This window comes from Corynebacterium sp. HMSC074C03, assembly GCF_001838285.1.
GTDB classification, from domain to species: Bacteria; Actinomycetota; Actinomycetes; order Mycobacteriales; family Mycobacteriaceae; genus Corynebacterium; species Corynebacterium amycolatum.
This window is the reverse complement of sequence record NZ_KV836254.1, coordinates 297,212-320,665: the sequence shown is the minus strand read 5'-3', so window position 1 is coordinate 320,665 and position 23,454 is coordinate 297,212. Positions and strand designations below refer to the sequence as shown.

The 23,454-nt window shown below is 58.6% G+C and carries 18 protein-coding genes; 15 read left to right on the top strand and 3 right to left on the bottom strand.

The genetic code is table 11. From position 1 onward, the window contains the following. Positions 1-2: 2 nt before the first annotated feature. The 14 genes from HMPREF2847_RS10520 to ftsY all read left to right on the top strand — a co-directional run bounded on the left by HMPREF2847_RS10520 (position 3) and on the right by ftsY (position 16,592). Positions 3-1,529 (top strand): DAK2 domain-containing protein, encoded by a 1,527-nt coding sequence (locus tag HMPREF2847_RS10520; protein WP_070852361.1) that lies wholly within the window; start codon positions 3-5, stop codon positions 1,527-1,529. Between the two features lie 4 nt (positions 1,530-1,533). Next, entirely contained in the window at positions 1,534-3,684 is a 2,151-nt protein-coding gene (locus HMPREF2847_RS10515) for an ATP-dependent DNA helicase RecG (protein ID WP_070852360.1), read from the top strand. 24 nt (positions 3,685-3,708) lie between these two features. After that, positions 3,709-3,981 carry an acyl-CoA carboxylase biotin carboxyl carrier protein subunit gene (locus HMPREF2847_RS10510; protein ID WP_005509454.1) on the top strand — a complete coding sequence of 91 codons (273 nt, stop codon included), beginning with the start codon at positions 3,709-3,711 and terminating at the stop codon, positions 3,979-3,981. Continuing rightward, positions 3,982-4,548: a 16S rRNA (guanine(966)-N(2))-methyltransferase RsmD gene (gene rsmD / locus HMPREF2847_RS10505; RefSeq protein WP_070852359.1), complete on the top strand. Its 567-nt coding sequence runs from the start codon at positions 3,982-3,984 to the stop codon at positions 4,546-4,548. It begins immediately after the preceding gene. A gap of 45 nt (positions 4,549-4,593) precedes the next feature. Further along, positions 4,594-5,067, top strand: coding sequence for a pantetheine-phosphate adenylyltransferase (coaD, locus tag HMPREF2847_RS10500; RefSeq protein ID WP_070439649.1), 474 nt, complete (start codon positions 4,594-4,596; stop codon positions 5,065-5,067). Between the two features lie 10 nt (positions 5,068-5,077). Beyond that, a complete protein-coding gene (locus HMPREF2847_RS10495; RefSeq protein ID WP_038628626.1) occupies positions 5,078-5,839 on the top strand; it encodes an SPFH domain-containing protein in 762 nt (253 codons plus the stop codon). A 29-nt stretch (positions 5,840-5,868) separates the two neighbouring features. After that, positions 5,869-6,429 (top strand): YceD family protein, encoded by a 561-nt coding sequence (locus tag HMPREF2847_RS10490; RefSeq protein ID WP_070595147.1) that lies wholly within the window; start codon positions 5,869-5,871, stop codon positions 6,427-6,429. A 42-nt stretch (positions 6,430-6,471) separates the two neighbouring features. Beyond that, positions 6,472-7,200: a ribonuclease III gene (gene rnc, locus HMPREF2847_RS10485; protein WP_070852358.1), complete on the top strand. Its 729-nt coding sequence runs from the start codon at positions 6,472-6,474 to the stop codon at positions 7,198-7,200. After that, the gene (mutM, locus tag HMPREF2847_RS10480; RefSeq protein WP_070566949.1) at positions 7,200-8,063 is read left to right on the top strand and encodes a bifunctional DNA-formamidopyrimidine glycosylase/DNA-(apurinic or apyrimidinic site) lyase; all 864 of its coding nucleotides are present in this window, start codon (positions 7,200-7,202) and stop codon (positions 8,061-8,063) included. The genes rnc and mutM overlap by 1 nt, the downstream gene beginning before the upstream one ends. Before the next feature lie 18 nt (positions 8,064-8,081). Continuing rightward, positions 8,082-9,542 (top strand): alanine/glycine:cation symporter family protein, encoded by a 1,461-nt coding sequence (locus HMPREF2847_RS10475; RefSeq protein WP_070852411.1) that lies wholly within the window; start codon positions 8,082-8,084, stop codon positions 9,540-9,542. After that, entirely contained in the window at positions 9,532-9,813 is a 282-nt protein-coding gene (locus tag HMPREF2847_RS11380) for an acylphosphatase (RefSeq protein WP_083327371.1), read from the top strand. Before HMPREF2847_RS10475 ends, HMPREF2847_RS11380 begins: the two co-directional genes overlap by 11 nt. Positions 9,814-10,070: 257 nt before the next feature. Next, positions 10,071-11,387 carry an ammonium transporter gene (locus tag HMPREF2847_RS10470; protein ID WP_070852357.1) on the top strand — a complete coding sequence of 439 codons (1,317 nt, stop codon included), beginning with the start codon at positions 10,071-10,073 and terminating at the stop codon, positions 11,385-11,387. A gap of 88 nt (positions 11,388-11,475) precedes the next feature. Then, on the top strand, positions 11,476-14,970 hold the full coding sequence (gene smc, locus HMPREF2847_RS10465; RefSeq protein ID WP_070852356.1) for a chromosome segregation protein SMC: 3,495 nt from the start codon (positions 11,476-11,478) through the stop codon (positions 14,968-14,970). 47 nt (positions 14,971-15,017) lie between these two features. Next, a complete protein-coding gene (ftsY, locus tag HMPREF2847_RS10460) occupies positions 15,018-16,592 on the top strand; it encodes a signal recognition particle-docking protein FtsY (RefSeq protein WP_070852355.1) in 1,575 nt (524 codons plus the stop codon). A 171-nt stretch (positions 16,593-16,763) separates the two neighbouring features. Here ftsY and HMPREF2847_RS10455 read toward each other — a convergent pair whose 3' ends face one another. Together HMPREF2847_RS10455 and HMPREF2847_RS11690 are read right to left on the bottom strand one after the other, a co-directional pair. Further along, positions 16,764-17,531 carry an intestinal mucin gene (locus HMPREF2847_RS10455; RefSeq protein WP_070852354.1) on the bottom strand — a complete coding sequence of 256 codons (768 nt, stop codon included), beginning with the start codon at positions 17,529-17,531 and terminating at the stop codon, positions 16,764-16,766. Between the two features lie 524 nt (positions 17,532-18,055). After that, positions 18,056-18,991: a hypothetical protein gene (locus tag HMPREF2847_RS11690; RefSeq protein WP_070852353.1), complete on the bottom strand. Its 936-nt coding sequence runs from the start codon at positions 18,989-18,991 to the stop codon at positions 18,056-18,058. 604 nt (positions 18,992-19,595) lie between these two features. On the opposite strand from HMPREF2847_RS11690, the gene ffh reads away from it, so the two are divergent. Beyond that, positions 19,596-21,191 (top strand): signal recognition particle protein, encoded by a 1,596-nt coding sequence (ffh, locus tag HMPREF2847_RS10445; RefSeq protein WP_070852352.1) that lies wholly within the window; start codon positions 19,596-19,598, stop codon positions 21,189-21,191. 16 nt (positions 21,192-21,207) lie between these two features. Here the strand turns inward: ffh and HMPREF2847_RS10440 are convergent, their stop codons facing one another. Continuing rightward, a complete protein-coding gene (locus HMPREF2847_RS10440; RefSeq protein ID WP_070852351.1) occupies positions 21,208-23,358 on the bottom strand; it encodes an acyltransferase family protein in 2,151 nt (716 codons plus the stop codon). Positions 23,359-23,454: the final 96 nt, after the last annotated feature.

The window sequence follows — 23,454 nt, the reverse complement described above, 5'->3', positions numbered from 1 at the left end:
TCATGTCTTCGCAGATTGGTTCTGCCGCGATTGTCGGCTGGGTTGCCCGGGGAATTGATGCGCTTCAATCCCGCCGCGATGAGATTAACAGTCTCAATGTCTTCCCAGTACCGGATTCCGATACCGGGTCGAATATGCTCGCGACGTTGAGTTCGGCGTATGAGGAAGCGCAAAAGGCAGACGCTTCCGATGTTCGCGCAGTCACCGCGGCCTTGGCTGCCGGTGCGGTGCGTGGTGCCCGCGGTAATTCGGGCACTGTGCTCTCGCAGGTTTTTCGCGCGGTGGCTGAGGCAGCTTCCGGTAGTGGCATTGGCGTTGAGTCGGTGCAGCACTCGCTAAAGCTAGCTGTGCAACATGTCTCTCAGGCGATTGCCAATCCGGTGGAGGGCACGATTCTGACAGTCCTGCGTCACGTCGCGATTGCCGCGGAGGAATTTGAGGGCGACTCGATTGAGGAGCTCGCCGACACAATCGCGGATGCCGCTCGCGATGCGCTGGCGAAAACCCCCAGCCAGCTCCCGGCACTGCAGCAGGCGGGTGTGGTCGACGCCGGCGGCGCGGGGTTGGTCATTCTGCTCGACGCGCTTGCCGACGAAGTCAGCGGCCGCGCAGCCGCACCGGTCGATTTGCATGTCGACGCGCCACACCTAGCCACCGTTGAGATGGAGGTCATGTACCTGATTTCCTTGGCGGATACCCAGGCGGTGGAGACACTGCGAGAGCGGTTAAACCCGCTGGGAAACTCGCTCATCATCGCAGGTGACGCTGGTAATGTGGAGACCGCACAGTACATGGTGCATATCCACACAGTGGAGCCGGGCGCAGTTATCGAGGCGGCACTTGACTTCGGCCGTCCGGAGGGCATCCGCATCGAGGTGCTCGATGAACCGGAGACAACACCTGAGTCCACTCGCATCCTCATTGCGGTAGTGCCGGACGGTCCGCTGAAAGATCTCATCACTTCCTCTGGAGCGATTGCTATCAGCCCGACCCCCGCTCCGACTCCCACATCCGCTCCCACAGATCGCGCAGCCATCGCCGACCAGGAGTTCGCTGACAATGTGGTCACCAAGGCACTGACTGCCATGCGGGGTGCGGATGAGGTAATCCTGCTGCCAAATGGTCTAGTCAGCGACCAGGAATTGGCGGATATCGAATTCGCTGCTGCCGCGGCTAATCCGACACTCGCGGTAGTTTCTACAGACTCCATTCCGGCTGGCCTTGCTGCCTTGGCCGTGCATTCGGCTGAGCTGCCGCTGGCGGTTGCCGCGTACGCGATGGGCGAGGCTGCCAATGGCACGCGAACGGCTGTAATCGCTGCGGACGTCGATAAGCCTTTGACTGACGCGCTCACAGAGACCATCTCAGACCTGTTGGCTGGCGGCGGGGAACTAGTGACTCTGCTGCTCGGGCGCGGAGCTGAGGACGTGGACATAGAGCAAGTGCGGGCGCGGCTGGACAAGCCTGTGGAGGTCGTAGCCTATGATGCAACTGGCATCGATGAGCCGGTGCAGATAGGAATCGAGTAGCACGATGCTCGGATGGCTCGGCTCGGATTATGCGCGCACGCCCCTGAATATTGTGGTGGGGCCAAAGATTGCGAAGAAACTCCACACAGCCTTCGGTATGGAGACCGTTTCGGATGCACTGACGAATTTCCCAAAACGCTACGTGGCGCAGGGTAAGAGCTTAGATGTGTCATTTTCCGACATTGGCGACACCATCACCACAGTCGTGGAGGTCCACAGTATTTCGCCAGCGCCTGCCTTCGCCGACCGACGCAAGCCACTGAAAATCTATGTCAGTGACGGCGTGCGCATTCTTCCGGCCGCGATTTTCGGTGCCGAGTGGCTGCGCAATATGCTGCACCCGGGTGTGCGTCTGCTCATTGTTGGCACACTCAGTGAGTTCCGCAATGAGCTGCAGCTGAAAAATGTTGACTGCATGGTGCTCAAAGCCGACGGTTCAGTAGGCGCTGCCACTGGCAAGCTGGCCACGCTAACGAAAACGGCCAAGGGGATTGCGGAGATGCAGCGGCTTCTCACTCGCCCTTACCTGCCCATTTACCGTGGCCGCAAAGGAGTAGCAGGTATTCACCTGGCTCTGTTCATGCAGCGCATCCTCGAATGGTTACCGCTGCAGCCAGACCCGTTGCCCGCCACACCGGAGGGACTTACCGATTTCGACTCCGCACTGCGTGGCGCACACTTTCCCTCCATCGCGGGCCCCGACATTGCGCTCACCCGGCTGAAGTACGACGAAGCGCTTGAGCTCCAACTCGCCGTTGGTGCACGCAAACGCACTCAAGAGAGCCTCACCGCTCCGGCCTGCACGGAGATCACCGGAGGGCTTCGCGACGAGCTACGCCGAGGACTGCCGTTTTCGCTTACCGACGGTCAGGTCGCGGTCGCGGCCGATATTGCGCACGACATGTCGCAGACCAGCCCTATGAACCGCCTGCTGGCAGGTGAAGTCGGCTCGGGTAAGACCGTGGTGGCCCTGCTGGGAATGCTGCAGGCAGTCGATGCCAGCAGACAGTGCGCGATGCTCGCGCCGACGGAAGTACTGGCCCAACAGCACTACCGCTCACTGACAGCGATGCTCGAGCAGGCTGGAGTAGCCGTCACTGTGCGACTGCTGACGGGATCGATGTCGACGAAGGAGCGCCGGGCAACCCTGCTGGAGGCAGTCAACGGGGAGGCGGACATTGTCGTCGGCACGCATGCCCTGCTCAGTGAGGGCGTGGAGTTCTTCGATCTCGGGCTGGTGGTTGTCGATGAGCAGCACCGCTTCGGTGTGCGCCAGCGCGACCAGCTGCGCAGTAGGGGACGGGGCGGAATGACACCGCATCTATTGGTGATGTCGGCAACCCCGATTCCGCGCACGGTAGCGATGACCATTTTTGGCGACCTCGCGGTATCGCAGTTGACGGAATTGCCACGGGGACGGCAGGAGATCCAATCCTTTGTCGTACCGACACTGGAAAAGCCGCGCTGGGAGGCACGGACCTGGGAGCGCATTGGGGAAGAAGTGGCCAAGGGTAACCGCGCCTTCATTGTCTGTCCCCGCATTACCCGAGACGAGGAACAGTTCCTCGACGAGTCTGTGGAAGCGGTGTTCGACCGCGCGAGGAAGAAACTGCCCGGTGTTCGTATCAGTCAGTTGCACGGCAATATGGCACCGGAGGACAAAGACCGCGTGATGCAAGCCTTTGCCACAGGACAGCTGGATGTGCTGGTGTCCACCACAGTTATCGAAGTCGGCGTGGATATACGAGAGGCCACAATCATGATGATTCGCCGCGCCGAGAGCTACGGTATCTCGCAGATTCACCAGCTGCGCGGTCGCGTCGGCCGCGGTGACCGGGGTGGACTGTGCTTCCTGTGTACACACACGCATTCGCAGACACCGGAGCGTACCCGGTTGGAACGCATTGCCGCCACCACCGATGGCATTCAACTGGCGGAGTTGGACCTGGCCACCCGTAGTTTTGGCGATCTACTCGGCGATGACCAATCGGGACTGGCAACTGGCCTCGGCCTGGTGGACCTCACCACCGACGGCGAGATCATCGAGCGCACCCGGCACGACGCCACGGCTTTCCTCGACAGCGATGAGAGACTTGTAGGGGAGCTCATCTCCGATATTGATGAAGAGCAGTCGAACTACTTGGACCGCTCCTAGTAAGACCTAAGTAGACTGTGGGACATGGTAAATGTCTGTGCACCTTTTGCAGGAGTAGTCCGCTGGGAGGTCGCCGAGAAAGACTCGGTGACGACTGGTCAGGTCATTGCGGTCGTGGAGGCCGTCAAGCTAGAAGCGCCGGTTTTAGCGCCCTGCCCGGGTACGGTCGCGGAGGTGGCGGCAGATCAATTTGTGGATGTCGAAGGTGGTCAGCTGCTGGCACGAATCACGCCAGCAACTCACAGCACGATGGCACAGAACAACGGCAACGAGAACACATCGCACGAAGGGAAGTAGATGACCCGCATTATTGCAGGTGAGGCGCGCGGTCGCAGACTAGTCGCACCCAAGGGAGAGACCACTCGGCCAACCAGTGACCGCGCGAAAGAAGCCATCTTTTCGTCCTGGTCCACACGCTTTGGGTTAGAGGGAACTCGCGTTCTCGACTTGTTCGCGGGCTCAGGTGCGCTCGGCTTGGAAGCGGCTTCCCGTGGCGCGCGTTCCGTCGTATTGGTGGAAAACGACCTGAACGCCATTGCCGCCATTGAAAAGAACATTCGCACCGTGGGGCATCCCGATGTGGCCGTGTCTCCGATGAAAGTGTCATCGTACCTTGCGGGCGCGCCGGCCGAGCCTTTTGACCGCGTCATCGCCGATCCACCCTACGAGCTGGCGGGGGAGGCCGTTACAGAGATGTTGGAGGCTCTGCGCAGCTTCCTCGCGCCGGGCGCGGTCGTGACTGTGGAGCGTCACCGCGATGACGATGAGACGCAGTGGCCCGAGGGCTACGAGCAGCTCCAGCAGAAGCTCAAGCGTCGCATTCACGGTATGGCGCGCTTCGACACCGCTATCTACAACGCTTAACGTTCTTCTTTACGCTTTACGACGGCCAAAGGTGGTTTGACCTCTATGACTCACGCATGCTGCCCCGGTTCCTACGATCCCATGACCTCTGGTCACCTCGATGTGATTGAGCGTGCCGCGCGTCAATTCGATCAGGTGACCGTGTTAGTTACCCACAACCCGAATAAGCAGGGCATGTTCAACGTCGAAGAGCGCATGGACCTCATTCGGCAGTGCACGCAGCACTTGGACAATGTGCGGGTGGACTCCTGGTCGAAGCTGTTGGTGGACTACACCTCCGCGCAGGGGATTACCTGCCTGGTCAAGGGACTGCGCTCGGCAGCAGACTACGAGTACGAGGCTCCTATGGCACAGATGAATCGGCGCATGACTGGCATTGAAACTCTCTTTGTGGAGGCTGATCCGAAGTACGGTCACGTGTCGTCGACACTGATGAAGGAAGTTGTTCGGTACGGCGGTTCGGTGGAAGGCCTAGTTCCTGAGCCTGTCTTGCACGCCCTGCAGCTCAGACTGAAGTAGCATGTAAGTCATGTTTCGCGTCTTCGAATCTCTTGATGAACTGGTCCAGATCCTAGAAGAGGCACACGGCGTGCCACTGTCGGCCAATTGTATGGTCCCGCGTCAGCGTGTTCTCGAGTTGCTCGATGAGCTGAGGGATGCTTTCCCGGCTGAGCTCGATGACGCGCAGGATGTCTTGGACCAGCGGGATGAGATTATCAACGATGCTGAAGCCCGGGCGAACAACACCATTTCGTCTGCGGATGAAGAAGCCCATCGTATTGTCGACGAGGCAGAGGCCCGCGCTAACCACACCGTCGAGAATGCCAATGCTCACGCGGCTGGCACCGTTGCGGCCGCTGAGGACGACGCCCGTCGTCTCCGCGAGGATGCTCAGCACGAGTACGACAACATTGTGGATCGTGCTTCTGCCGAGTCCGATCGCCTGATTCACGCTGGTAACGAATCCTACGAGCGTTCCGTTGCGGAAGGCCGTGAGGAGCAGGCTCGCCTGGTCGCTGAGTCGACGGTCGTCCGCGAGGCCAACGACGAGGCGAATCGTCTGCTGTCCGACGCACACGCGGATTCCTCTCGCCTCCGCGAAGAGTGTGACCGTTACGTTGACTCCAAGCTCGCCGAGTTTGAGCAGACCCTCCAGGAGACCCTGCGCAATGTCGGTCGCAATCGCTCTGTACTGCGTTCAGGGGCTGGTGCCGTCGGCGGTGGTGCAGGGGCGCAGAACGCGCCGTCTTCCTTCTCCGAGGGGCAGGAACGCCGCCGGTACGAGCGTTAGCGCATCTTCGGGGTAGACTGAGGTCTATCATGACTGACTCATCCCCATTTGTTCTGGACGTTTCGACATGTCTGCAGGGCGGCATGCCCGAGCAGTTCCGCAAGGTAGGCGATAGCCCAGTCCGCGTTGGTGTCGAGATGATTGGCATCGCCGCTGGCGAGGAGGTTGTCGTTGACGGCATTGTCACGAACCTCGGCAGTGGTGTCATGGTTGACGCGACTGTGACTGCCAAGGCCACCGGCGAGTGCGTGCGCTGCCTAGCCCCGCTGAATCCGGAGCTCAGCTTCCATATTTCGGCTGTCTTTTCCAACAACGAGGACTTCATCACAGGCGACGATGCCGAGGAAGAAGACCTTGAGGACGAAGTTGGTCAGATCGTCGACAATACGGTGGATATCACTCAAGCCGTCATCGATGAGGCGGGCTTGAATCTGCCCTTCAATCCGACCTGTCTGGATTTCGATTCCAGCTGTGCTGAGTCGGACTCGGAAGTGCCGGAACCAGACGGCATCTCGGGTGAAGAGGAGCGTATTGATCCGCGTTGGGCTGGCCTGGCGGAAAAGTTTGGCTCGCTCGGGGACGATAAGTAATCGACGACGACTTAGACGAAGACTTTAAAGGAGATATAACGGATGAGCCGCAAGCGTCGGCTAACCGGTGAAGCGGCTAGAAAGGCGGCCTTTGAGGCCGTCGATCACGCCCCGCTGTTGGAAAAACTCGGTGTTGAACTGCCAGAGGAGTCCCTGAAGCTCGCTCTGACCCACCGCAGTTTCGCAAATGAAAATGGCATGCTGACCAATAACGAGCGTCTAGAGTTCCTGGGCGACGCCGTGCTGGGCATGTGCGTTGCTGAAGAACTCTACCGTCGCTTCCCGGACCGTGCTGAGCAGGATATTTCCAAGATGCGCGCAGGTGTCGTGAACATGTACGCGCTGGCTGACCTGGCCCGCAGTATCGGATTGGGGGAGCACATTCTCCTCGGTCGCGGTGAGAAGGCCACCGGTGGCGCGGATAAGCACTCGATTCTCGCTGACACCACCGAGGCGCTGCTGGGTGCCATTTACCTGCAGCATGGCTTTGAGGTTGCCCGCGAGACCGTTCTTCGCCTGTTTAACCAGATGATTGACGATGCCCCGACGGAGTCTCGCGGTCGTGACTGGAAGACGCTGTTGCAGGAGCGCCTGGCAGCCAAGCAACTACGGGCTGCTGAGTACACTGTGCGCACCACCGGCCCCGACCATGACCTAACTTTCTACGTCGACGTGCTGGTTGACGGCGTGGTTAAGGGCAGCGGTACTGGCGCCACGAAGAAGGAAGCCGAGATGCACGCCGCGCATCAGGCGCATACTGCACTGGCATAATGCCCGAGCTTCCTGAAGTCGAGTCCGTACGCCGCGGTCTCGACGCTTACGTCGTCGGTGGCCGCATCGAGGATACTTTCGTCTACAACGCTCGTGCCGTGCGGCGCCAACCCGGTGGTGCCGCAGAGTTTATCGGTCGTACGCGCGGGCGCACGGTTATCGCTACGGATCGCCGCGGCAAGTTCATGTGGCTCACGCTTGACGACGACTCCGCAATCGCCATCCACCTGGGTATGAGCGGCCAATTGCGTGTGGAAGCTCCGTACACGTCCGATACGCTGCCCGGACGCCACACCAGGGCCGCATTTGACATAGCCCTGCCGGACGGCGCTCGGCACCTTATCAACTTCAACGATCAGCGCACCTTTGGTTGGGTCTGGGCCTGTGAAATGGTCGAATCCCACGGTCGCTTTGTTCCGGAACCCGCAGCCAAGATCGCGCCCGATCTATTGGAGCCAACTGTCGATGTGGTTGCACTTGCACACCGCATGATGAAGTCGCGTTCGCCAATCAAGGCCGTATTGCTCAATCAGAACATCGTGTCCGGCATCGGCAACATTTATGCCGACGAAATGCTTTGGGCAGCAAAGGTCGATGGTCGCGTGCCGGCGTGCGACCTTTCGGTCCGTCGATTAGCGAAACTTCTGCGGGAGGGCCAAGCGGTACTTCAGCGGGCGCTAGCGGCCGGCGGCACGAGCTTTGACGCACTATATGTGCATGTCAACGGCGAAAGTGGCTATTTCGAGCGGAGCTTGAACGCCTATGGCCAAGCGGGGGAGCCGTGCTCGAGGTGTGGGCGCGCAATTGTCCGTCTGCCATTTGGGAATAGATCGAGTTATCTGTGTCCCACCTGTCAGCGCTAGAATTTCCTTATGAGTTTCATGGAACAAGCAACCGACTGGGTAAATGCTTGGAATGACAAGTACTGGCTGTTCATGATTGTGCTGCTTGTCTGTGCAGGCCTGTACTTCTGTTGGCGGACCATTGTGGTGCAGCTCCGGTACATCCCGGAGATGTTCAAGGCAATTACCGAAAAGCCGTCTGACATCTCCGAGGGGGTCAAGGGCATCTCGGCCTTTAAGGCCTTCACAATCTCTGCTGCCTCGCGTGTCGGTACCGGTAACGTCGCAGGTGTGGCGGTGGCAATCACTACGGGTGGGCCAGGTGCCGTGTTTTGGATGTGGCTGCTCGCTGCGATTGGCGGTGCTACCAGCTTCGTGGAGTCGACGCTGGCGCAGCTGTACAAGGTGCGGGATAAGGACTCTTACCGAGGAGGGCCCGCGTACTACATCACCAAGGGGCTGGGAGAGAACTGGCGCTGGATGGCGTCGCTCTTCGTCATCGCTATCACGGTGACCTACGGTTTTGTGTTCAATGCGGTGCAGTCCAACTCAATCACGGCGGCTGTGGCTGAGTCGACTGGTCAGGGAACGCCGATCTTTAAATTCTGCGTCGGCATTGTGCTGGCAATCTTGGCCGGCGTCATCATCTTCGGTGGTGTGCAGCGCATTTCGGCGGTGACGCAAATTGTCGTACCGATTATGGCCGTGGCCTACATCATCCTCGGTCTGATTGTGCTGGCTCTCAATATCACTGAAGTGCCGGGCATGATCAAGCTCATCTTCGAGCACGCCTTCGGTATCCGTGAGATCGCTGGTGCCGCTGTCGGTACCGCCATGATGCAGGGTATTCGCCGTGGTCTGTTCTCCAACGAGGCCGGTATGGGGTCCACACCAAATGCGGCGGCTACGGCGTCGGTGTCGCACCCGGTCAAACAGGGCCTCATCCAGACGATGGGTGTCTACTTCGACACCTGGGTCGTCTGTACCATCACCGCAGTTATCATCCTGTTGTCCGATCCGACCTTCGGCGGCGATGCGGAGGGCACCGCGTTGACTCAGGCTGCGCTGTCGGCCCAGGTGGGTACGTGGGCCATCCACGCGGTCACGGTTATCATCTTCTTCCTCGCGTTCTCCTCGCTGGTGGGTAACTACTACTACGCCGAGGCGAATATCCCGTTCCTGTCAAAGAGCAAGGCTGTCTTGAACACCGTGCGCGTCCTGGTTATCCTGTGCGTGATTGGCGGAGCTGTCGGTTCCGTGCCACTAGTCTGGTCGCTTGCAGATACGTTCTCCGCACTCATGGCCACCATCAATATCATCGCGATTCTGCCGCTGGGTGGCGTAGCCGTCGCGCTTCTGCGGAACTACTCCGAGCAGAAGGCCAAGGGACTTAATCCAGTATTCCACCGCGATGATCTGCCAAATCTCCGCGGCCACGACAAGATTGAGTGCTGGGATGGTTCCGACCCGATGACGGTGCGTGAGACCGATGCCGCTTAACGACGTCCGCCTCACCGCATGGGTACACGGACGCGTTCAAGGCGTCGGTTTTCGCTGGCACACCCGCGCGACGGCACTGGAGTTGGGATTGGTTGGTTACGCCCAGAACTATCCGGATGGTCGGGTGTTAGTTGTTGCCGAAGGGCCACGGGCAAACTGTGAGAGCTTGCTCGCTTGGCTTGAGGGGCCGAATACTCCAGGCAATGTGACGGCAGTGGTGCCCCTATGGCAGGAACCGAAGGGGGCATTTAGCACGTTTGACCGTCGTTAAGCGGGTGCTAACTGCCTTCCTTCCCCCCCATGTCGGTGTAGGAAACCGAAAAATTCGAATACGTTCTATCCCTCGCTCTGTGTGATTGATTTTGCGCAGTTGGCGGGGGATTTTTTCGTGTCTTGGGGCAGTCGATTGGGACGCTAAAGAGCTCCCGGAGCGCTAGAAAGATACGTAAGTGAGAAACGGAATACGCAAATACGGAAGAAGGGTGGTTTAAGTTAATAACTACCTACTGACAGACAGGGGAGGCACAAATGACGCCTGAAGAAGTAATTGCACAGTCGGGAAACTCAGCGTGGATGCTGATCTCGGCTTCGCTGGTCTTGCTCATGACACCGGCGCTCGCGCTGTTCTATGGCGGCATGTCGCGACAGAAGTCGGTGCTCAACATGATGATGATGAGCTTTGGCGCTGTCGGCGTTGTCGGTGCCATTTACGTCCTGTGGGGCTGGTCGATGTCCTACGGGTCGCAGTCGATCGGTGGTGTATTTGCCAACCCGTTCGAGTTCTTTGGACTGCGTAACTCAATCACGGACGATGGCGGTAACTACATCGCGGGTGCGAATGGTTACCCGAACATCATCGACATCGGATTTCAGCTCACGTTCTGCTCTATTTCTGTAGCGCTGATTTCTGGAGCGCTGGCCGAACGCGTGAAGTTCTCCACCTGGTTGATTTTCGTCGGTATCTGGACAACGCTGGTGTACTTCCCAATGGCATACATGGTCTGGGGTGGTGGTCTGCTGAGCCACTCTGTAGAGAGCCTTTCGGCAAAGCTGTTTGGGGCCGCTGACGGCGAGGCTGCCATCGCTCCAATTGACTTCGCTGGCGGTACGGTCGTGCACATTGCTGCTGGTACCGCCGCTTTGGTGCTGGCGATTATCGTCGGCAAGCGCAAGTCTATCGATGGTAGCCAGCATCGCCCGCACAACCTGCCACTCGTCATGCTGGGTGCTGCACTGCTGTGGTTCGGCTGGTTCGGCTTCAACGGTGGTTCGGCATTTGCTGCCGACGGTGCCGCCGGTCTGGCATGGCTAAATACGACGGTGGCAGCGTGCCTAGGCATGCTCGGCTGGATTTCACTCGAGCGTTTTCGTGATGGACATCCCACCTCGCTGGGCGCCGCGTCGGGTGTTATCGCAGGGCTTGTGACTATTACTCCGGCTGCAGGAGATATGAACCCGGTGACTTCAATCATTCTGGGCTATATCGGCGGTGTGCTGGCTTGCTGGGGTGTTGGTTTAAAGTACAAGTTCAACTTCGATGACACCCTGGATGTGGTTGGTCTGCATCTGGTTGCAGCCATGTGGGGAACGATTGGTGTTGGCCTGCTGGCTAACGACCGCGGACTGCTTACCGGCGGTGGCATCGACGGCCTGAAATTGTTCGCCATCCAGATCATTATTGCGGTCATCGCAGCGGTGTTCTCGGGCGTGCTGACGTACATCATTGCCCGAGTTCTGAAGGTAACCGTCGGCTGGCGAATCCATGGTGAGCAGGAACATTCTGGTATCGACGTTGCTCAGCACGGTGAATCGGCCTACACGTCGGCCAAGCAGGCGGCTGTGTAATCCAGGCTGTGTAAATGAGACGGTGAAAACAAGTGGGTCCTTGGGTTAATTCAGCTCCAGTCCACAACTGCAGGTAAGATATTGCCCCATGTATTTGAAATCGCTGACTCTGAAGGGCTTTAAATCCTTCGCTTCGGCGACGACGATGAAATTCGAGCCCGGCATCTGCGCAGTTGTCGGCCCGAATGGATCTGGTAAGTCGAATGTCGTCGACGCCCTCGCGTGGGTTATGGGCGAGCACTCCGCCAAGACCCTCCGTGGCGGCAAAATGGAAGATGTCATCTTCGCGGGTACTTCCGGGCGAAAGCCCTTGGGGCGCGCGGAGGTTACTCTTACCATCGACAATTCCGATGGGGCACTTCCCATTCAATATAAAGAAGTCTCTGTCACGCGTCGCATGTACCGCGACGGCGCCAGCGAATACGAAATCAACGGTTCTCGCGTCCGCCTCATGGACGTCCAAGAACTCCTCAGCGACACCGGCATTGGCCGTGAGATGCACATCATCGTCGGCCAGGGTCGGCTTTCTCAGATTCTGGAGTCTCGGCCAGAGGAACGTCGTGCGTTTATTGAAGAAGCCGCAGGCGTGCTCAAACACCGTCGTCGCAAGGAAAAAGCGCAGCGCAAACTGCAGTCGATGCAGGCCAATCTCGACCGGCTGCAGGATCTGACAGGTGAGCTTTCCCGTCAGCTCAAACCGCTAAAGCGTCAAGCTGAGGCCGCCTCCCGCGCCCAGACCGTGCAGGCGGACTTGCGCGATGCCAAGTTACGTTTGGCTGCCGCGGACTTCGTGGATTTGCAGGACAGTCTCAATGATATTGCTGGTCAAGCCAAGCTGATTGAGGAAAAAGTAGAAGCTGCCACGGAGCGCGCCGAGATTGCCGCCGAGCGCACTGCAGAACTTGAAGCCGAATTGGAGGACATTACTCCAGCTGCCGATGCTGCCCGTGACCTATGGTTCCGTCTCTCCGCACTCGGTGAGCGTATTCAAGCGACGGCCCGCATTGCCGCCGATCGCGCGGCCGACCATTCCGTCGCTCCGTGGGTAGGCCCAGATCCGGACTTCCTGGAGCAGCGTGCTGACGATGCCGCCACCGAAGAAGCCACGCTTGCAGAGGCAGAGGCAGAGGCTCGCGAAAAGCTGGAGGAAATCCGAGAAACGCTTTTCGATGCCGAGGAAACCTTCCGCGAAGCCGAGGCCGAGCACCTCGCGGCCGTTCGCGCAATCGCCGACCGCCGCGAAGGAGTGGTTCGCCTCATTTCCGCAGAAGAATCTCTGCGCACTCGCTTGGAAGCCGCCGAAGCTGAAGCTGCACGCCTTGCCGAGCAAACCAATGAGGCCGACGAACGCCGTGCCGATGCCACCGAAGCCGTGGAAAACGCCGCGCAGGAACTAGCCGAGGCCGAATTCGAAGGTCCCGAGCTGCAGAGCGCTTATGAACAGGCTAACCGGGAAGCAGAGCTGGCCTCTACACGGTTGAAAGAACTCCGTGCTGACGAGCGCGACCTCGAGCGCAGCGTCTCAGGTTTGTCCGCCCGCATCGAAGCTCTAGAGACCGCCCGCACCGCCGCTGCCAACGACGGCACCGCGTGGCTACGCGAAAAGCATGAGCTCGGCGTTCTCTCTGAAGTCATTGATGTCGACGCTGGCTGGGAGAAGGCGCTCACCGCAGCCCTCGGCGCAGCCGCCGAAGCACTAGTCAGCGAGGGCAGTGGAGATTCGCTTATCGACGAGCTGGTGACCTCGGGCAAAGGCAGTGCCGTCGTTATCAATTCTGCGGATGCATCTGATTCTTGGCGCTTGGACATCACTTTGCCCGCACAGGCCTCCTGGCTGCTCGACCATGTGACAGTGCCTGCGGAGCTTTCGGGTTCGTTGACCTCTCTGCTCGTTGATGTCGTGGCCTGCGACGACGAACTCGTTGCCCGTGAGCTGGTGACGCAGGATACTCGACTGCGCGTTGTTGACCGCGATGGTGTGCTGCGTGGCTCTGGTTGGGTAGCTGGCGGCGCTGGTGGCACTGCATCAGGTGTGGAAATCGCCGCCGACATTGCTAAGACTCGCGAAGAACTAGCAGAAGCACAGGTGCGTTTGAGTGACCTCGGTGGTGTGCTCTCCGGTGCACAGGCCGAAGAAGAGGACCGCCGCACGGACGCTGCGGCCGCCCGTGCCGCGCTGCGTGAGCATCAGAGTCGTATGAAGGTCCTCATGGATGCCCGAACTCGGGCCACGGCGCAGCTGTCCGGCGTGGTGCATGATGCCGAACGCGCTGAGCAGCGCGGAGCCGAAGCCGCGGACCGAGTAACGAAGCTCCAGAAGGAATTGGCGGAGGTTGCGGACCGCTTGGCTCGCGTTGACCGTGACCCCGAGGAGGGGGAACCGTCGACAAGCGAACGTGACCGTGCCTCGGAGGCTCTGACGGCGGTGCGCGCCATGGAGACAGAGGCGCGTCTGTCGCTGCGTACGGCCGAGGAGAGACTGTCGAGTGTACGAGGTAAGGCCGAGCGGCTTCGTCGCCAGGCTGCGTCGGAGCGCATAGCGAAGGCGCGCCATGAGCAAACGCAGATGGCTAAGGTTGCCCAGCGTGAATTGGCAGAAGTCGTCGCGGAGCTGGCTGAGGATTTGCGTGCGAAGGTCAACGTGTCGTTGGCGCGGGCAGAGGCCGATCGCGACGATGCCGAGGCGCAGAAGAAGACGGTGTCGCAGGCACTATCGGCGGCACGGACGGAGGCAAATGGGGCGCAACGGGAGCTGGCACAGCTAACGGATTCCGCGCACCAGGGAGACATCGCCCGTGCACAGGCGCAGGTCCGTGTGACCGAGGCTGCAGAGCGCATCGTCGACCAGTTGGGGCTGTCTGTCGACGACCTGCTCGCGGACTTTGCTCCTGATGAGAACTTTGACCGCGCAGCCGTGACGAAGCAGCTCAAACAGGCGGAGAAGGATCTGCGTGTGCTCGGCCGCGTCAACCCGTTGGCGCTGGAGGAGTATAAGGCGATGGAGGAGCGCTACTCTTTCCTATCCACGCAGCTCGATGATGTCCTCAGGGCCCGCCAGGATCTCACCGATGTTGTCGAGGAAGTCGATGCCACGATTCTGCAGCTCTTCACAGACGCGTGGAACGATGTCGAGGCAGAATTCCCCGCGGTCTTTCAAACACTTTTCCCGGGCGGTGACGGACGACTGGTTCTCACTGAGCCTGACAACCTGCTCACGACAGGTATCGAGGTTGAAGCCCGCCCACCGGGCAAAAAGGTCAAGCGACTCTCGCTGCTCTCCGGCGGCGAGAAGTCGCTGACGGCGCTGGCAATGCTCGTCGCTATTTTCCGCGCGCGCCCGAGTCCCTTTTACGTACTCGACGAGGTGGAAGCCGCACTTGACGACGTTAACCTGCGTCGCCTTATTGCGTTGCTCGAGGAACTCCGCGCGACCAGTCAGCTGATTGTCATTACGCACCAGAAGCCAACAATGGACGTTGCGAATGTGCTCTACGGTGTGACCATGCGGGGCGATGGTGTGACTCGAGTAATCTCGCAGCGAATGTCACCGGCATCCGCAACTCCGTCGACAGGAGCGGAGTAGGAGCGGAGTAAGTGAGGAAGAGTCGTTGATACTGCATAATGAGAGTTATGACTCCAACTCAGTGGATACTCCTTGTCGTCGCGATTGTCGTTATTATCGCGCTGCTTTTTGTTGTGGGCTATGTCCGCAGGAAAAACCAGCGCATTTCCTTTGCGAAGGAAGATACTAAGGAACTCACCCAGCAGGAGAAGTCTGGAAATTACCAGGCCACTAGTGGTTTTAACTTCGCTCCGGCCGGTAGTGGGACTGATACCCGTGAGAAGCAGCCGGTTGAAAAACCGATGCCCAAGCCGGCGGAAAAGCCCATTGAAAAGCAGGTCCCGGAACCAGTTGAAAAGCGGGCAGATGAGCCCGTTGATAAGTCGACGGATGGCTCCCTACTGAAGCCGGAAGGCCAACTGCCTATTCCCGATAACCCCACCGAAATGGAGGGGGATCACGACCGCGTAATGCGGGAAATCCCAATCGATTTGCCTACGGCTGGGGAAGAGGAATCAGAGCCCGAGCCGGAACCACAACCAGAGCCCCAAGCAGAGCCTGAGGTAGAGGTAGTTCCTGCTCCTGAACCGGTGCCGGAGCCGGAGCCGACTCCCGAACCAGAACCGACGCCAGAATCGACGCCAGAGCCGGGGCCGACGCCAAAGCCGGAGCCGACGCCGGAGCCAGAAACGGAACAGCAGATTGACTCCATCGACCCGGCTGAGGGACGTCTGGGTCGCCTGCGCGGTCGTTTGTCCCGGTCGCAGAATGCAATTGGCCAGTCTGTGCTCGGCATCTTGGGCGCGGGTGACCTTGATGAGGACGCGTGGGAAGAGGTCGAGGACATCCTGGTGATGGCTGACCTCGGTGCGGCTGCGACGCAGCGTGTCGTCGATAAGCTGCGCGAGCGTATTGCCAGCCAGAAGGTGAGCACGGAAGAACAGGCACGCGCCCTGCTGCGTGAGGTGCTGATTGAGGAGTGCAAGCCTGAGATGGATCGCTCCATTCGCGCACTTCCGCACGAGGGCAAGCCCGCAGTGATTCTGGTGGTCGGTGTCAACGGCACTGGTAAGACCACGACGACGGGCAAACTGGCTCGTGTGCTGGTTGCCGGTGGCCACCATGTTGTTCTCGGTGCAGCGGACACTTTCCGTGCCGCTGCTGCAGATCAGCTGGAAACCTGGGGCCGTCGTGTCGGTGCCGAGACCGTTCGTGGCGCTGAAGGCGCGGATCCTGCTTCTATTGCATTTGAGGCAGTTGCTCACGGTATCGAGTCCGGCGCTGATGTGGTGCTCATCGACACCGCCGGCCGCCTGCACACCAAGGTCGGCCTGATGGACCAACTGGACAAGATTAAGCGCGTGGTGGAGAAGAAGGCTCAGGTTGATGAAGTCATCCTGGTTTTGGACGCGACGGTTGGCCAAAATGGTCTGCTGCAGGCTCGTACTTTCCGGGATGTTGTAGACATCACCGGCGTTGCCCTGACCAAGCTGGACGGTACCGCGAAGGGCGGCATTGTATTCCAGGTGCAAAACGAGCTCGGTGTACCGGTGAAGTTGGTTGGCCTTGGTGAAGGTGCTGACCACCTGGCGCCGTTTGAGCCGGAGAGCTTTGTCGACGCACTGCTCGGCGGCCGCAAATAGTAACCAACATCGATGAGTGAATTTTCCATCGATTGGTGAGTACAGCGTCGGTCGTTGCCCCCCCCGGCAAAAAGTAAAGGCCTCGGAGCCACCGCGTAGATTTCTGTAGAGGATACGCGGGGCTCCGGGGCTTTTACTGTTGAGGTGCTAGGAATCTAGCGGAGAGTTGTGCTAGGAATCCTTAGAATTCTTGCGTGCGAGGCGGGTAGCAGCCACGCCACCGACCAGGAGTGCGAGAGCCGCACCACCGAGGGCAGTCGCCTGAACACCAGTGACTGCTAGACCAGTGTTCTTGGTCCCGGTTTGCTTACCGTCCTTCTTAGGGTCGTCGGGCTTGTCGCCTGGATTTTCGTCCCCAGGCTGTTCGTCACCTGGGTTTTCATCATCACCCGGTGCGTCGTCGTCACCTGGGTTCTCATCGTCGCCTGGGTTTTCATCATCACCCGGTGCGTCATCGTCTGGGGTTTCATCGTCGGAAGTTGGACAGTAGCCGTAGACTCCGGTTGCCGGGTCGATCTTGCTCATATCCCGCGGGGAACCGTCGGGGCACGTTGCGGTGTCATCGACTCCCGGCGGAATTCCGTCATTCTCTGGGGCATCTTCATCAGGCTCCGGAGTGGGGCCGGAATCATCAGAGGTGCTACAAGCACCGTAAGCTCCGGTTGCCGGGTCAATCTTGCTCATGTCACGCGGGGAACCGTCGGGACAGGTCTGGGTGTCCTCAACGCCCGGTGGGATGCCATCGTTCGATGAACCTCCTGGATCCGGGTTTGCAGCGTCATCTACACACTGGAAAGTACCGCCAACAGTTTCAAAATGTTGACCGGCGGGGCATTCCGACGGGGCGGGGTCAGGAATCTGTGCGGTGGCGGCGCCAACGCCGATGAGCATGCCGGCTGAAGCGGCAGCGGCCACCATGGTCGAAGAGAGTTTCTTCATTTGGGAACCTCACAATGTCTATAGGAAAGCCCTGCAATCAATGGGCTTATGGGGGAACACTGTTCACATGTTTGATTCTAATAACTAATTAAAGTCTTTAGTGGCATGGGTTTGGGGAGGGGGTAAAGCGAAATTGTTGACTCGTCCAAACCCCAGTAAGGGAAAGTGGGAACTTATATTTACAACGCTGAGTGTGTACACCCGTTGTGGTTGGAGCGTTTATAGAACTCGCCGCTGTCGACTCGGCAGGGGGGCTTTTCTGTCTTCGCTAATGGATCCGAGTCTTCTAATGTCTTATAGCTTTCGCTCATCGTCGCTAGCGAAGCGTGGTACCTGGTCGTGTCGGGGGTGGCGAAAGGCGGGGGGCGTAGAGGTTTGGTAAAAAAATCGGTGCCTGTGGGGTTTATGCGTCGAGCTATAGGAGTTATGACTTTTCGGAGGTATGACGCACAAAAATGCTCCCGATGCTGAATTTGCGTCGGGAGCATTTTATGTTTCGCTAGCGGGATAGAACCCTAAACTTCTTAGCGGTTCTTGCGGGCGATGCGGGTAGCGGCGACACCGCCGACCAGGAGAACCAGAGCGGCTCCGCCCAGGGTGGTGGCGTCAACGCCGGTGGCTGCTAGGCCAGTGCTCTGAGTGGAAGAAGCCTTCTTGGACTCAGAGTTTTTCTGCTCAGACTTCTTGGAGTCTGAAACCTTCTTTACGTTCTCGGAAGAGGTCGTCTTCTTGGACTCGGACGCCTTCTTCTCGGCCTTTTCCTTGGCCTTCTTCTCTTCCTTCGTGCACTTGTTTTCGTTCTTGCACTCAGCAGAGATCTTGATGTCAACGTTTACCTTGACATCCTTACCGTCCTTGCCGTCCTTGCCTGGCTTACCGTCCTTGCCGTCCTTGCCTGGCTTACCGTCCTTGCCTGGCTTGCCGTCCTTGCCGTCCTTGCCGTCCTTGCCGTCCTTGCCCGGCTTGCCGTCCTTGCCGTCCTTACCTGGCTTGCCGTCCTTGCCCGGCTTGTCAGTATCTGGCTTCGTCTCGTCCTTGACACAGACACCGAAGACGTTCGGGTTGCCCGGAACTGGCTTGCTCATGTCGAAGTGCTCGCCCTCCGGGCACTGCTTATCGGAAATACCTGGGTTTCCGAGGTCGTCGGGCTGGGACTCATTGTTACCCGGCGTTTCAGGCTTAGGGGCTTCCTTGTCCGCGACGCACTGGAAGGTTCCGCCGACGTTCTCAAAGTGCTGGCCGTCTGGGCACTTGTCCGGCATTGGGGCCGGAATTCCGTCAGTGGAATCCTGCTCAGGCTGGTCTGCAACGCACTGGAAAGTGCCGTCGACGTTTTCAAAGTGCTGGCCGGCGGGGCACTCGGTCGGCATTGGGGCCGGAGTCTGTGCAGTAGCGATGCCTGCGCATGCAATCATGCTGGCGGAGAAGGCGGCGGCGATAGCCGTAGTGAACTTCTTCATGAAAACCTCTCAAGGAGTCAAACGGTCAGAGACCAATGAATATGATTTTGCCGTTCATCCCTCATCGTGCACGGCGGAAAATAAAACCAGGCCAACTGCGGTTAACTAGGTTCATGGTTAACCATAAATTGGTTGATATATGCATGGCATGGAGGTAGTTATAGGAATAACTCTAGGTGTATAGTGGCACACTTTGACCTGCTGCAATGCTGCCGTTTTGTAATTTGACTTACACCATTTCGGGGGAAGTGTGCGCTAGGGTCGTCCTTAGTAAAAGTTAGCTATTGGCGTTATTTGTCTGTTATTTAACTGATGGTAGCTAGGTTGTGTAAACGTTCTTTATGCAGTGGGGCAACCCTGTCTTAGGTTGTACTTAATTGTCACGTTAAAATAACGAATAGTAATTTAACAGTCCCGAGAATAAGACAGCTTCACCCTATTGATGTTTTCTACTTCCTATTGGTTACACCCGAATCGGGGTGTTTAGGGTGGATGGGATGCAATTGTTGTCGATAGGCGAAGCTATAGATATGTGCCAAACGGAGTAGCCAGCGGGTACGGTAGAACAGTTAAGAAAAGACAAGGCAAAAGGGGAGCTGGAAACTTGTTTGAGTCTCTTTCCGATCGTTTGACGGGTGCCCTGCGGGGGCTGGGCGGGAAGGGTCGCCTGACTGAGGCGGATATTAACGCCACCGCCCGCGAGATTCGGCTGGCTCTTCTGGAAGCCGATGTCTCCCTCGAGGTTGTCCGTACCTTCATTAAGCGCATCAAGGAACGCGCTAACGAAATTATTGGCAGCCAGACGGTCAACCCGGCCAACCAAATCATTGAGGTTGTCAATGAGGAACTGATCAACATCCTCGGTGGCGAGACTCGACGTCTCAATATGTCGAAGCAGCCGCCAACGGTTATCATGCTGGCCGGTCTGCAGGGTGCCGGTAAGACCACCTTGGCCGGTAAATTGGCCAGGTACCTCACGGATCAGGGGCACACCCCAGTTCTCGTCGCCTGCGACCTGCAGCGCCCAGGTGCGGTGCAGCAGCTGGAAATCGTGGCTGAGCGTGCAGGCGTGCCGTGCTTCGCACCGTTCCCGGGCACCAGCCTAGATTCCACCCATGAAATGGGCACCAGCGAGGACAACCCAGTTGACGCCGCGTTCCGTGGCCTCGCTTATGCTCGCCAGCATCGCCACGATGTGGTGATTATCGATACCGCAGGTCGCCTGGGTATCGATGAGGTTCTGATGAAGCAGGCCCGCGATATTCGCGATGCCATCAACCCACATGAAGTTCTGTTTGTCATCGACTCCATGATTGGTCAGGACGCGGTGGAGACCGCCAAGGCCTTCCGAGACGGCGTTGACTTCACCGGCGTTGTCCTGACCAAGCTCGATGGCGACGCGCGCGGTGGCGCTGCTCTGTCTATCCGTGAGGTCACCGGTAAGCCGATTCTGTTCGCCTCCACGGGCGAGAAGTTGGAGGACTTTGACGTCTTCCATCCAGACCGCATGGCCAGCCGCATCCTGGGCATGGGTGACCTGAAGACGTTGGTTGAGGTCGCTTCCAAGGAAATCGATCATGAGCAGGCCGCGAAATCCGCCCAGAAGATCGGTTCCGGCGAGCTGACTCTCGAGGACTTCCTCGAGCAGATGATGATGGTCCGCAAGATGGGCCCAATCGGTAACATCCTCAAGATGCTCCCCGGCGGAGCGGAAATGTCCAAGGCTGCCGAAATGGTCGACGAAAAGCAGCTTGACCGCATCGAGGCGATTATCCGCGGTATGACTCCGGAAGAGCGCGAGAATCCGAAGATTCTGAACGCTTCACGACGTCGTCGTATCGCCAACGGTTCCGGTGTGTCTGTTTCGGAGGTTAACCAGCTCATCGAACGCTTCAATGAGGCGCGGAAGATGATGGCGCAGATGGCCGGCCGATTTGGTATGGGAGGTGGTCGCCCATCGAACCGCAAGGCCAAGCGTGGCCGAAAGGGTAAGGGCAAGAATAAGCGCAAGGGCGCTAACCGGGGACCGACGCCGCCGAAGGCAATGCGCGGTGGCGGAATGCCCGGTATGCCTGGAATGCCGGGGATGCCTAGCATGGCCGAGTTGCAGAAGCTACAGAAGCAGATGGGCAACCAGCTGCCAGAAGGCATGGAGGGCTTTGACCTCAATAATCTCGACTTCGGGCAGGGCAAGAAGTAGCTGGGGCAAGAAGTAGCTAGTCCCGCAGGCTCTCCTGGATCTGGCGGCCCATTTCGGCACTGAAGGTGGCCGCTAGTTCATCGGTGATGTGATTGCTGTCGCGGTAGACGTAGATATTGCCGATAACATTGCGGCAGGTAGTCGGGCCGCAAAAGATGTCGGAAAAATCTAGACTGTGCCCGTTGGGGAAATTTGCAAGAATTTCCTCAGCGGGATTTTCTGCATTTAGAGCAGTTTTGCGGTGGATGGTGCAATCTTCGTTCGCTTCTTCGCACACGCTGGGGGAGAACTGACTCAAGTCCTCCCGTAGCGCCCACGGGTTATCGCGGATGGCGAAGAAATCAATTCCGCGTTCTTGTAGAGCAGCGAAAAACGAGACATAGCCATCCGGCGTATAGTCGCCGGGCTGCGGTGGGTCCGCCTGGAATAAGGGCCTGGTCGAGGTGGTGAAAACCATCTCTGGTTGAATCTCGTCAATTTTCTGCAGTGCCTCGAAAGTCCAGGGCACGCAGATGTCGCCGACTCCGTGGATTGGTTCTAAAGTCGCTGGACAGCCCTGTCGAAGGAGAACGACCACTCGGTAACCGTGCTTCTTGCCGTAGGCATCGATTGGGGCGAACCAGTGTTCCATGTGCGAGCCCCCGATTATGACAATCGATTCACTAGCATCCGGGTCACCGTAAACACACGGCTGGGTCTCATCGCGCCAACGGCGATTCGGCGGGAAGTATCCGACATCTTCGCCGCCTGTCGCAAGGCAACCATCGAGGGCGGGTTCCGGCCAGAGGTCAGTGATGAAATCGGTATTCGGCTTTGTGGCTGCCTTCGGCACCTCGTACCCGTCGGTAAGCGCGAGCGCACCTGGATAGACCATTGGATCTAGGCTGGTGGCAGAGGCACGATTGACGCGCAGCTGCTGCACGTTGACAAGGCTGGTCATGCCAACCAACGCAATGATTACAACAGCGCCGACTACCGCTTGACGACGAGCCGGGCGACGATGCTTGATTGCGTGGATGGCATCGCCGACGACGGGTTGTGTCCGGGTCGGTCGACGAGTCGATTGGGCCAGCGGTAGCTCGACATATTTATTGGTGAGCTTGGCCAGAATGAAGGAAACGATAATGACCGCGGTACCGAGCTTCAGCCCCGGGGCATCGCGGTTGAGGTAGTTTATGGTCAGGATGAGAAGAGGCCAGTGCCACAGGTAGAGCGCGTAGGCGCTCTGGCCTATCTCGCGCATTGGGCGGCTGGCCAGGAACTTGGAGATCCAACCCGCCTCGGGGCCAGCGATAATAATCAGCGCAGCACCTCCGAGGGGCCATAGTGTCCAAGGGCCTGGGAACTGTGCGGCACCGTCGAAGATGAAACCGGTGGAGACCACCAGTGCGAGGCCGATGGCTGCTAACAGCACTCGTAGAGGTTTGGGCATGGGGATGGAGCCCCGGACAAGAATCAGTCCGAGTAGTGCGCCGAGGCAGAGTTCCCAGAGGCGGCTGACAGTGGAGTAGTAGTTCCACCCCTGGTTCTCGGAGTGCATATAGAAGGCATAGGCAAGCGAGCCGAGAGTGATAACTGCCAGTAACGGGGTGAGGATTCGGCGGAGTCTACCGCCAGTAGCGTCGGTACGCTTCGCCTCCACTGGTGAGGTGACAGTCCCGACAATCCGGGATGAGCGCGTCATCCAGGCGAGTAGGGAGATGAGCAAGATTGAGCCGAGGTAAAACTGACCCTGCACCGACATTGACCACAGGTGCTGCAGTGGGGAAGTTTCGCTCTCTGCGGCAGCGTAGTCCGAGCCCTGGAGTGCCAGTTCATAATTTTGGTAGTAGAGCAGGCTGGCGCGGAGTTGCTGGGCAATGTCAATGGTGCGAAGCGATGGAATGAAGTAAATGACAAACAGGGTTGTCGCGAAGAGGACCAGCACCAGTGTCGGGATTAGGCGACGCAGCGTGCGCCAGATGCTCCACCACGGATTGATGGACTGCCGGGGATTGATGGCATTGCGGTACTGCGCGCCGAAGAAGAAAAACCCGGAGAGCAAGAGGAATACGTCCACACCACCGGAAACGCGACCGACGTAAACGTGGAAAAGGACTACGAGGGCAATTGAAATGCCCCGTAGTCCGTCCAAGTCATACCTATACTGGGTGCCGGTGGTTTTCATAGAATGTTACGTTACCGCACTGTCAACGACGTTCAGCTTTAGTGGGTGTGCAGCGTTTCGAGTGCGCAGTTTTGTTAATTTCCAAAAACTGCTGGT

Coding starts and splice junctions, on each gene's coding strand:
- HMPREF2847_RS10520 (WP_070852361.1), top strand. CDS start 3: ATGTCTTCGCAGATTGGTTCTGCCGCGATTGTCGGCTGGGTTGCCCGG.
- HMPREF2847_RS10470 (WP_070852357.1), top strand. CDS start 10,071: ATGACGCCTGAAGAAGTAATTGCACAGTCGGGAAACTCAGCGTGGATG.
- HMPREF2847_RS10490 (WP_070595147.1), top strand. CDS start 5,869: ATGACTGACTCATCCCCATTTGTTCTGGACGTTTCGACATGTCTGCAG.
- HMPREF2847_RS11690 (WP_070852353.1), bottom strand. CDS start 18,991: ATGAAGAAGTTCACTACGGCTATCGCCGCCGCCTTCTCCGCCAGCATG.
- ftsY (WP_070852355.1), top strand. CDS start 15,018: ATGACTCCAACTCAGTGGATACTCCTTGTCGTCGCGATTGTCGTTATT.
- HMPREF2847_RS10455 (WP_070852354.1), bottom strand. CDS start 17,531: ATGAAGAAACTCTCTTCGACCATGGTGGCCGCTGCCGCTTCAGCCGGC.
- mutM (WP_070566949.1), top strand. CDS start 7,200: ATGCCCGAGCTTCCTGAAGTCGAGTCCGTACGCCGCGGTCTCGACGCT.
- rnc (WP_070852358.1), top strand. CDS start 6,472: ATGAGCCGCAAGCGTCGGCTAACCGGTGAAGCGGCTAGAAAGGCGGCC.
- HMPREF2847_RS11380 (WP_083327371.1), top strand. CDS start 9,532: ATGCCGCTTAACGACGTCCGCCTCACCGCATGGGTACACGGACGCGTT.
- coaD (WP_070439649.1), top strand. CDS start 4,594: ATGACTCACGCATGCTGCCCCGGTTCCTACGATCCCATGACCTCTGGT.
- HMPREF2847_RS10495 (WP_038628626.1), top strand. CDS start 5,078: ATGTTTCGCGTCTTCGAATCTCTTGATGAACTGGTCCAGATCCTAGAA.
- HMPREF2847_RS10510 (WP_005509454.1), top strand. CDS start 3,709: ATGGTAAATGTCTGTGCACCTTTTGCAGGAGTAGTCCGCTGGGAGGTC.
- HMPREF2847_RS10515 (WP_070852360.1), top strand. CDS start 1,534: ATGCTCGGATGGCTCGGCTCGGATTATGCGCGCACGCCCCTGAATATT.
- smc (WP_070852356.1), top strand. CDS start 11,476: ATGTATTTGAAATCGCTGACTCTGAAGGGCTTTAAATCCTTCGCTTCG.
- rsmD (WP_070852359.1), top strand. CDS start 3,982: ATGACCCGCATTATTGCAGGTGAGGCGCGCGGTCGCAGACTAGTCGCA.
- HMPREF2847_RS10475 (WP_070852411.1), top strand. CDS start 8,082: ATGGAACAAGCAACCGACTGGGTAAATGCTTGGAATGACAAGTACTGG.
- HMPREF2847_RS10440 (WP_070852351.1), bottom strand. CDS start 23,358: ATGAAAACCACCGGCACCCAGTATAGGTATGACTTGGACGGACTACGG.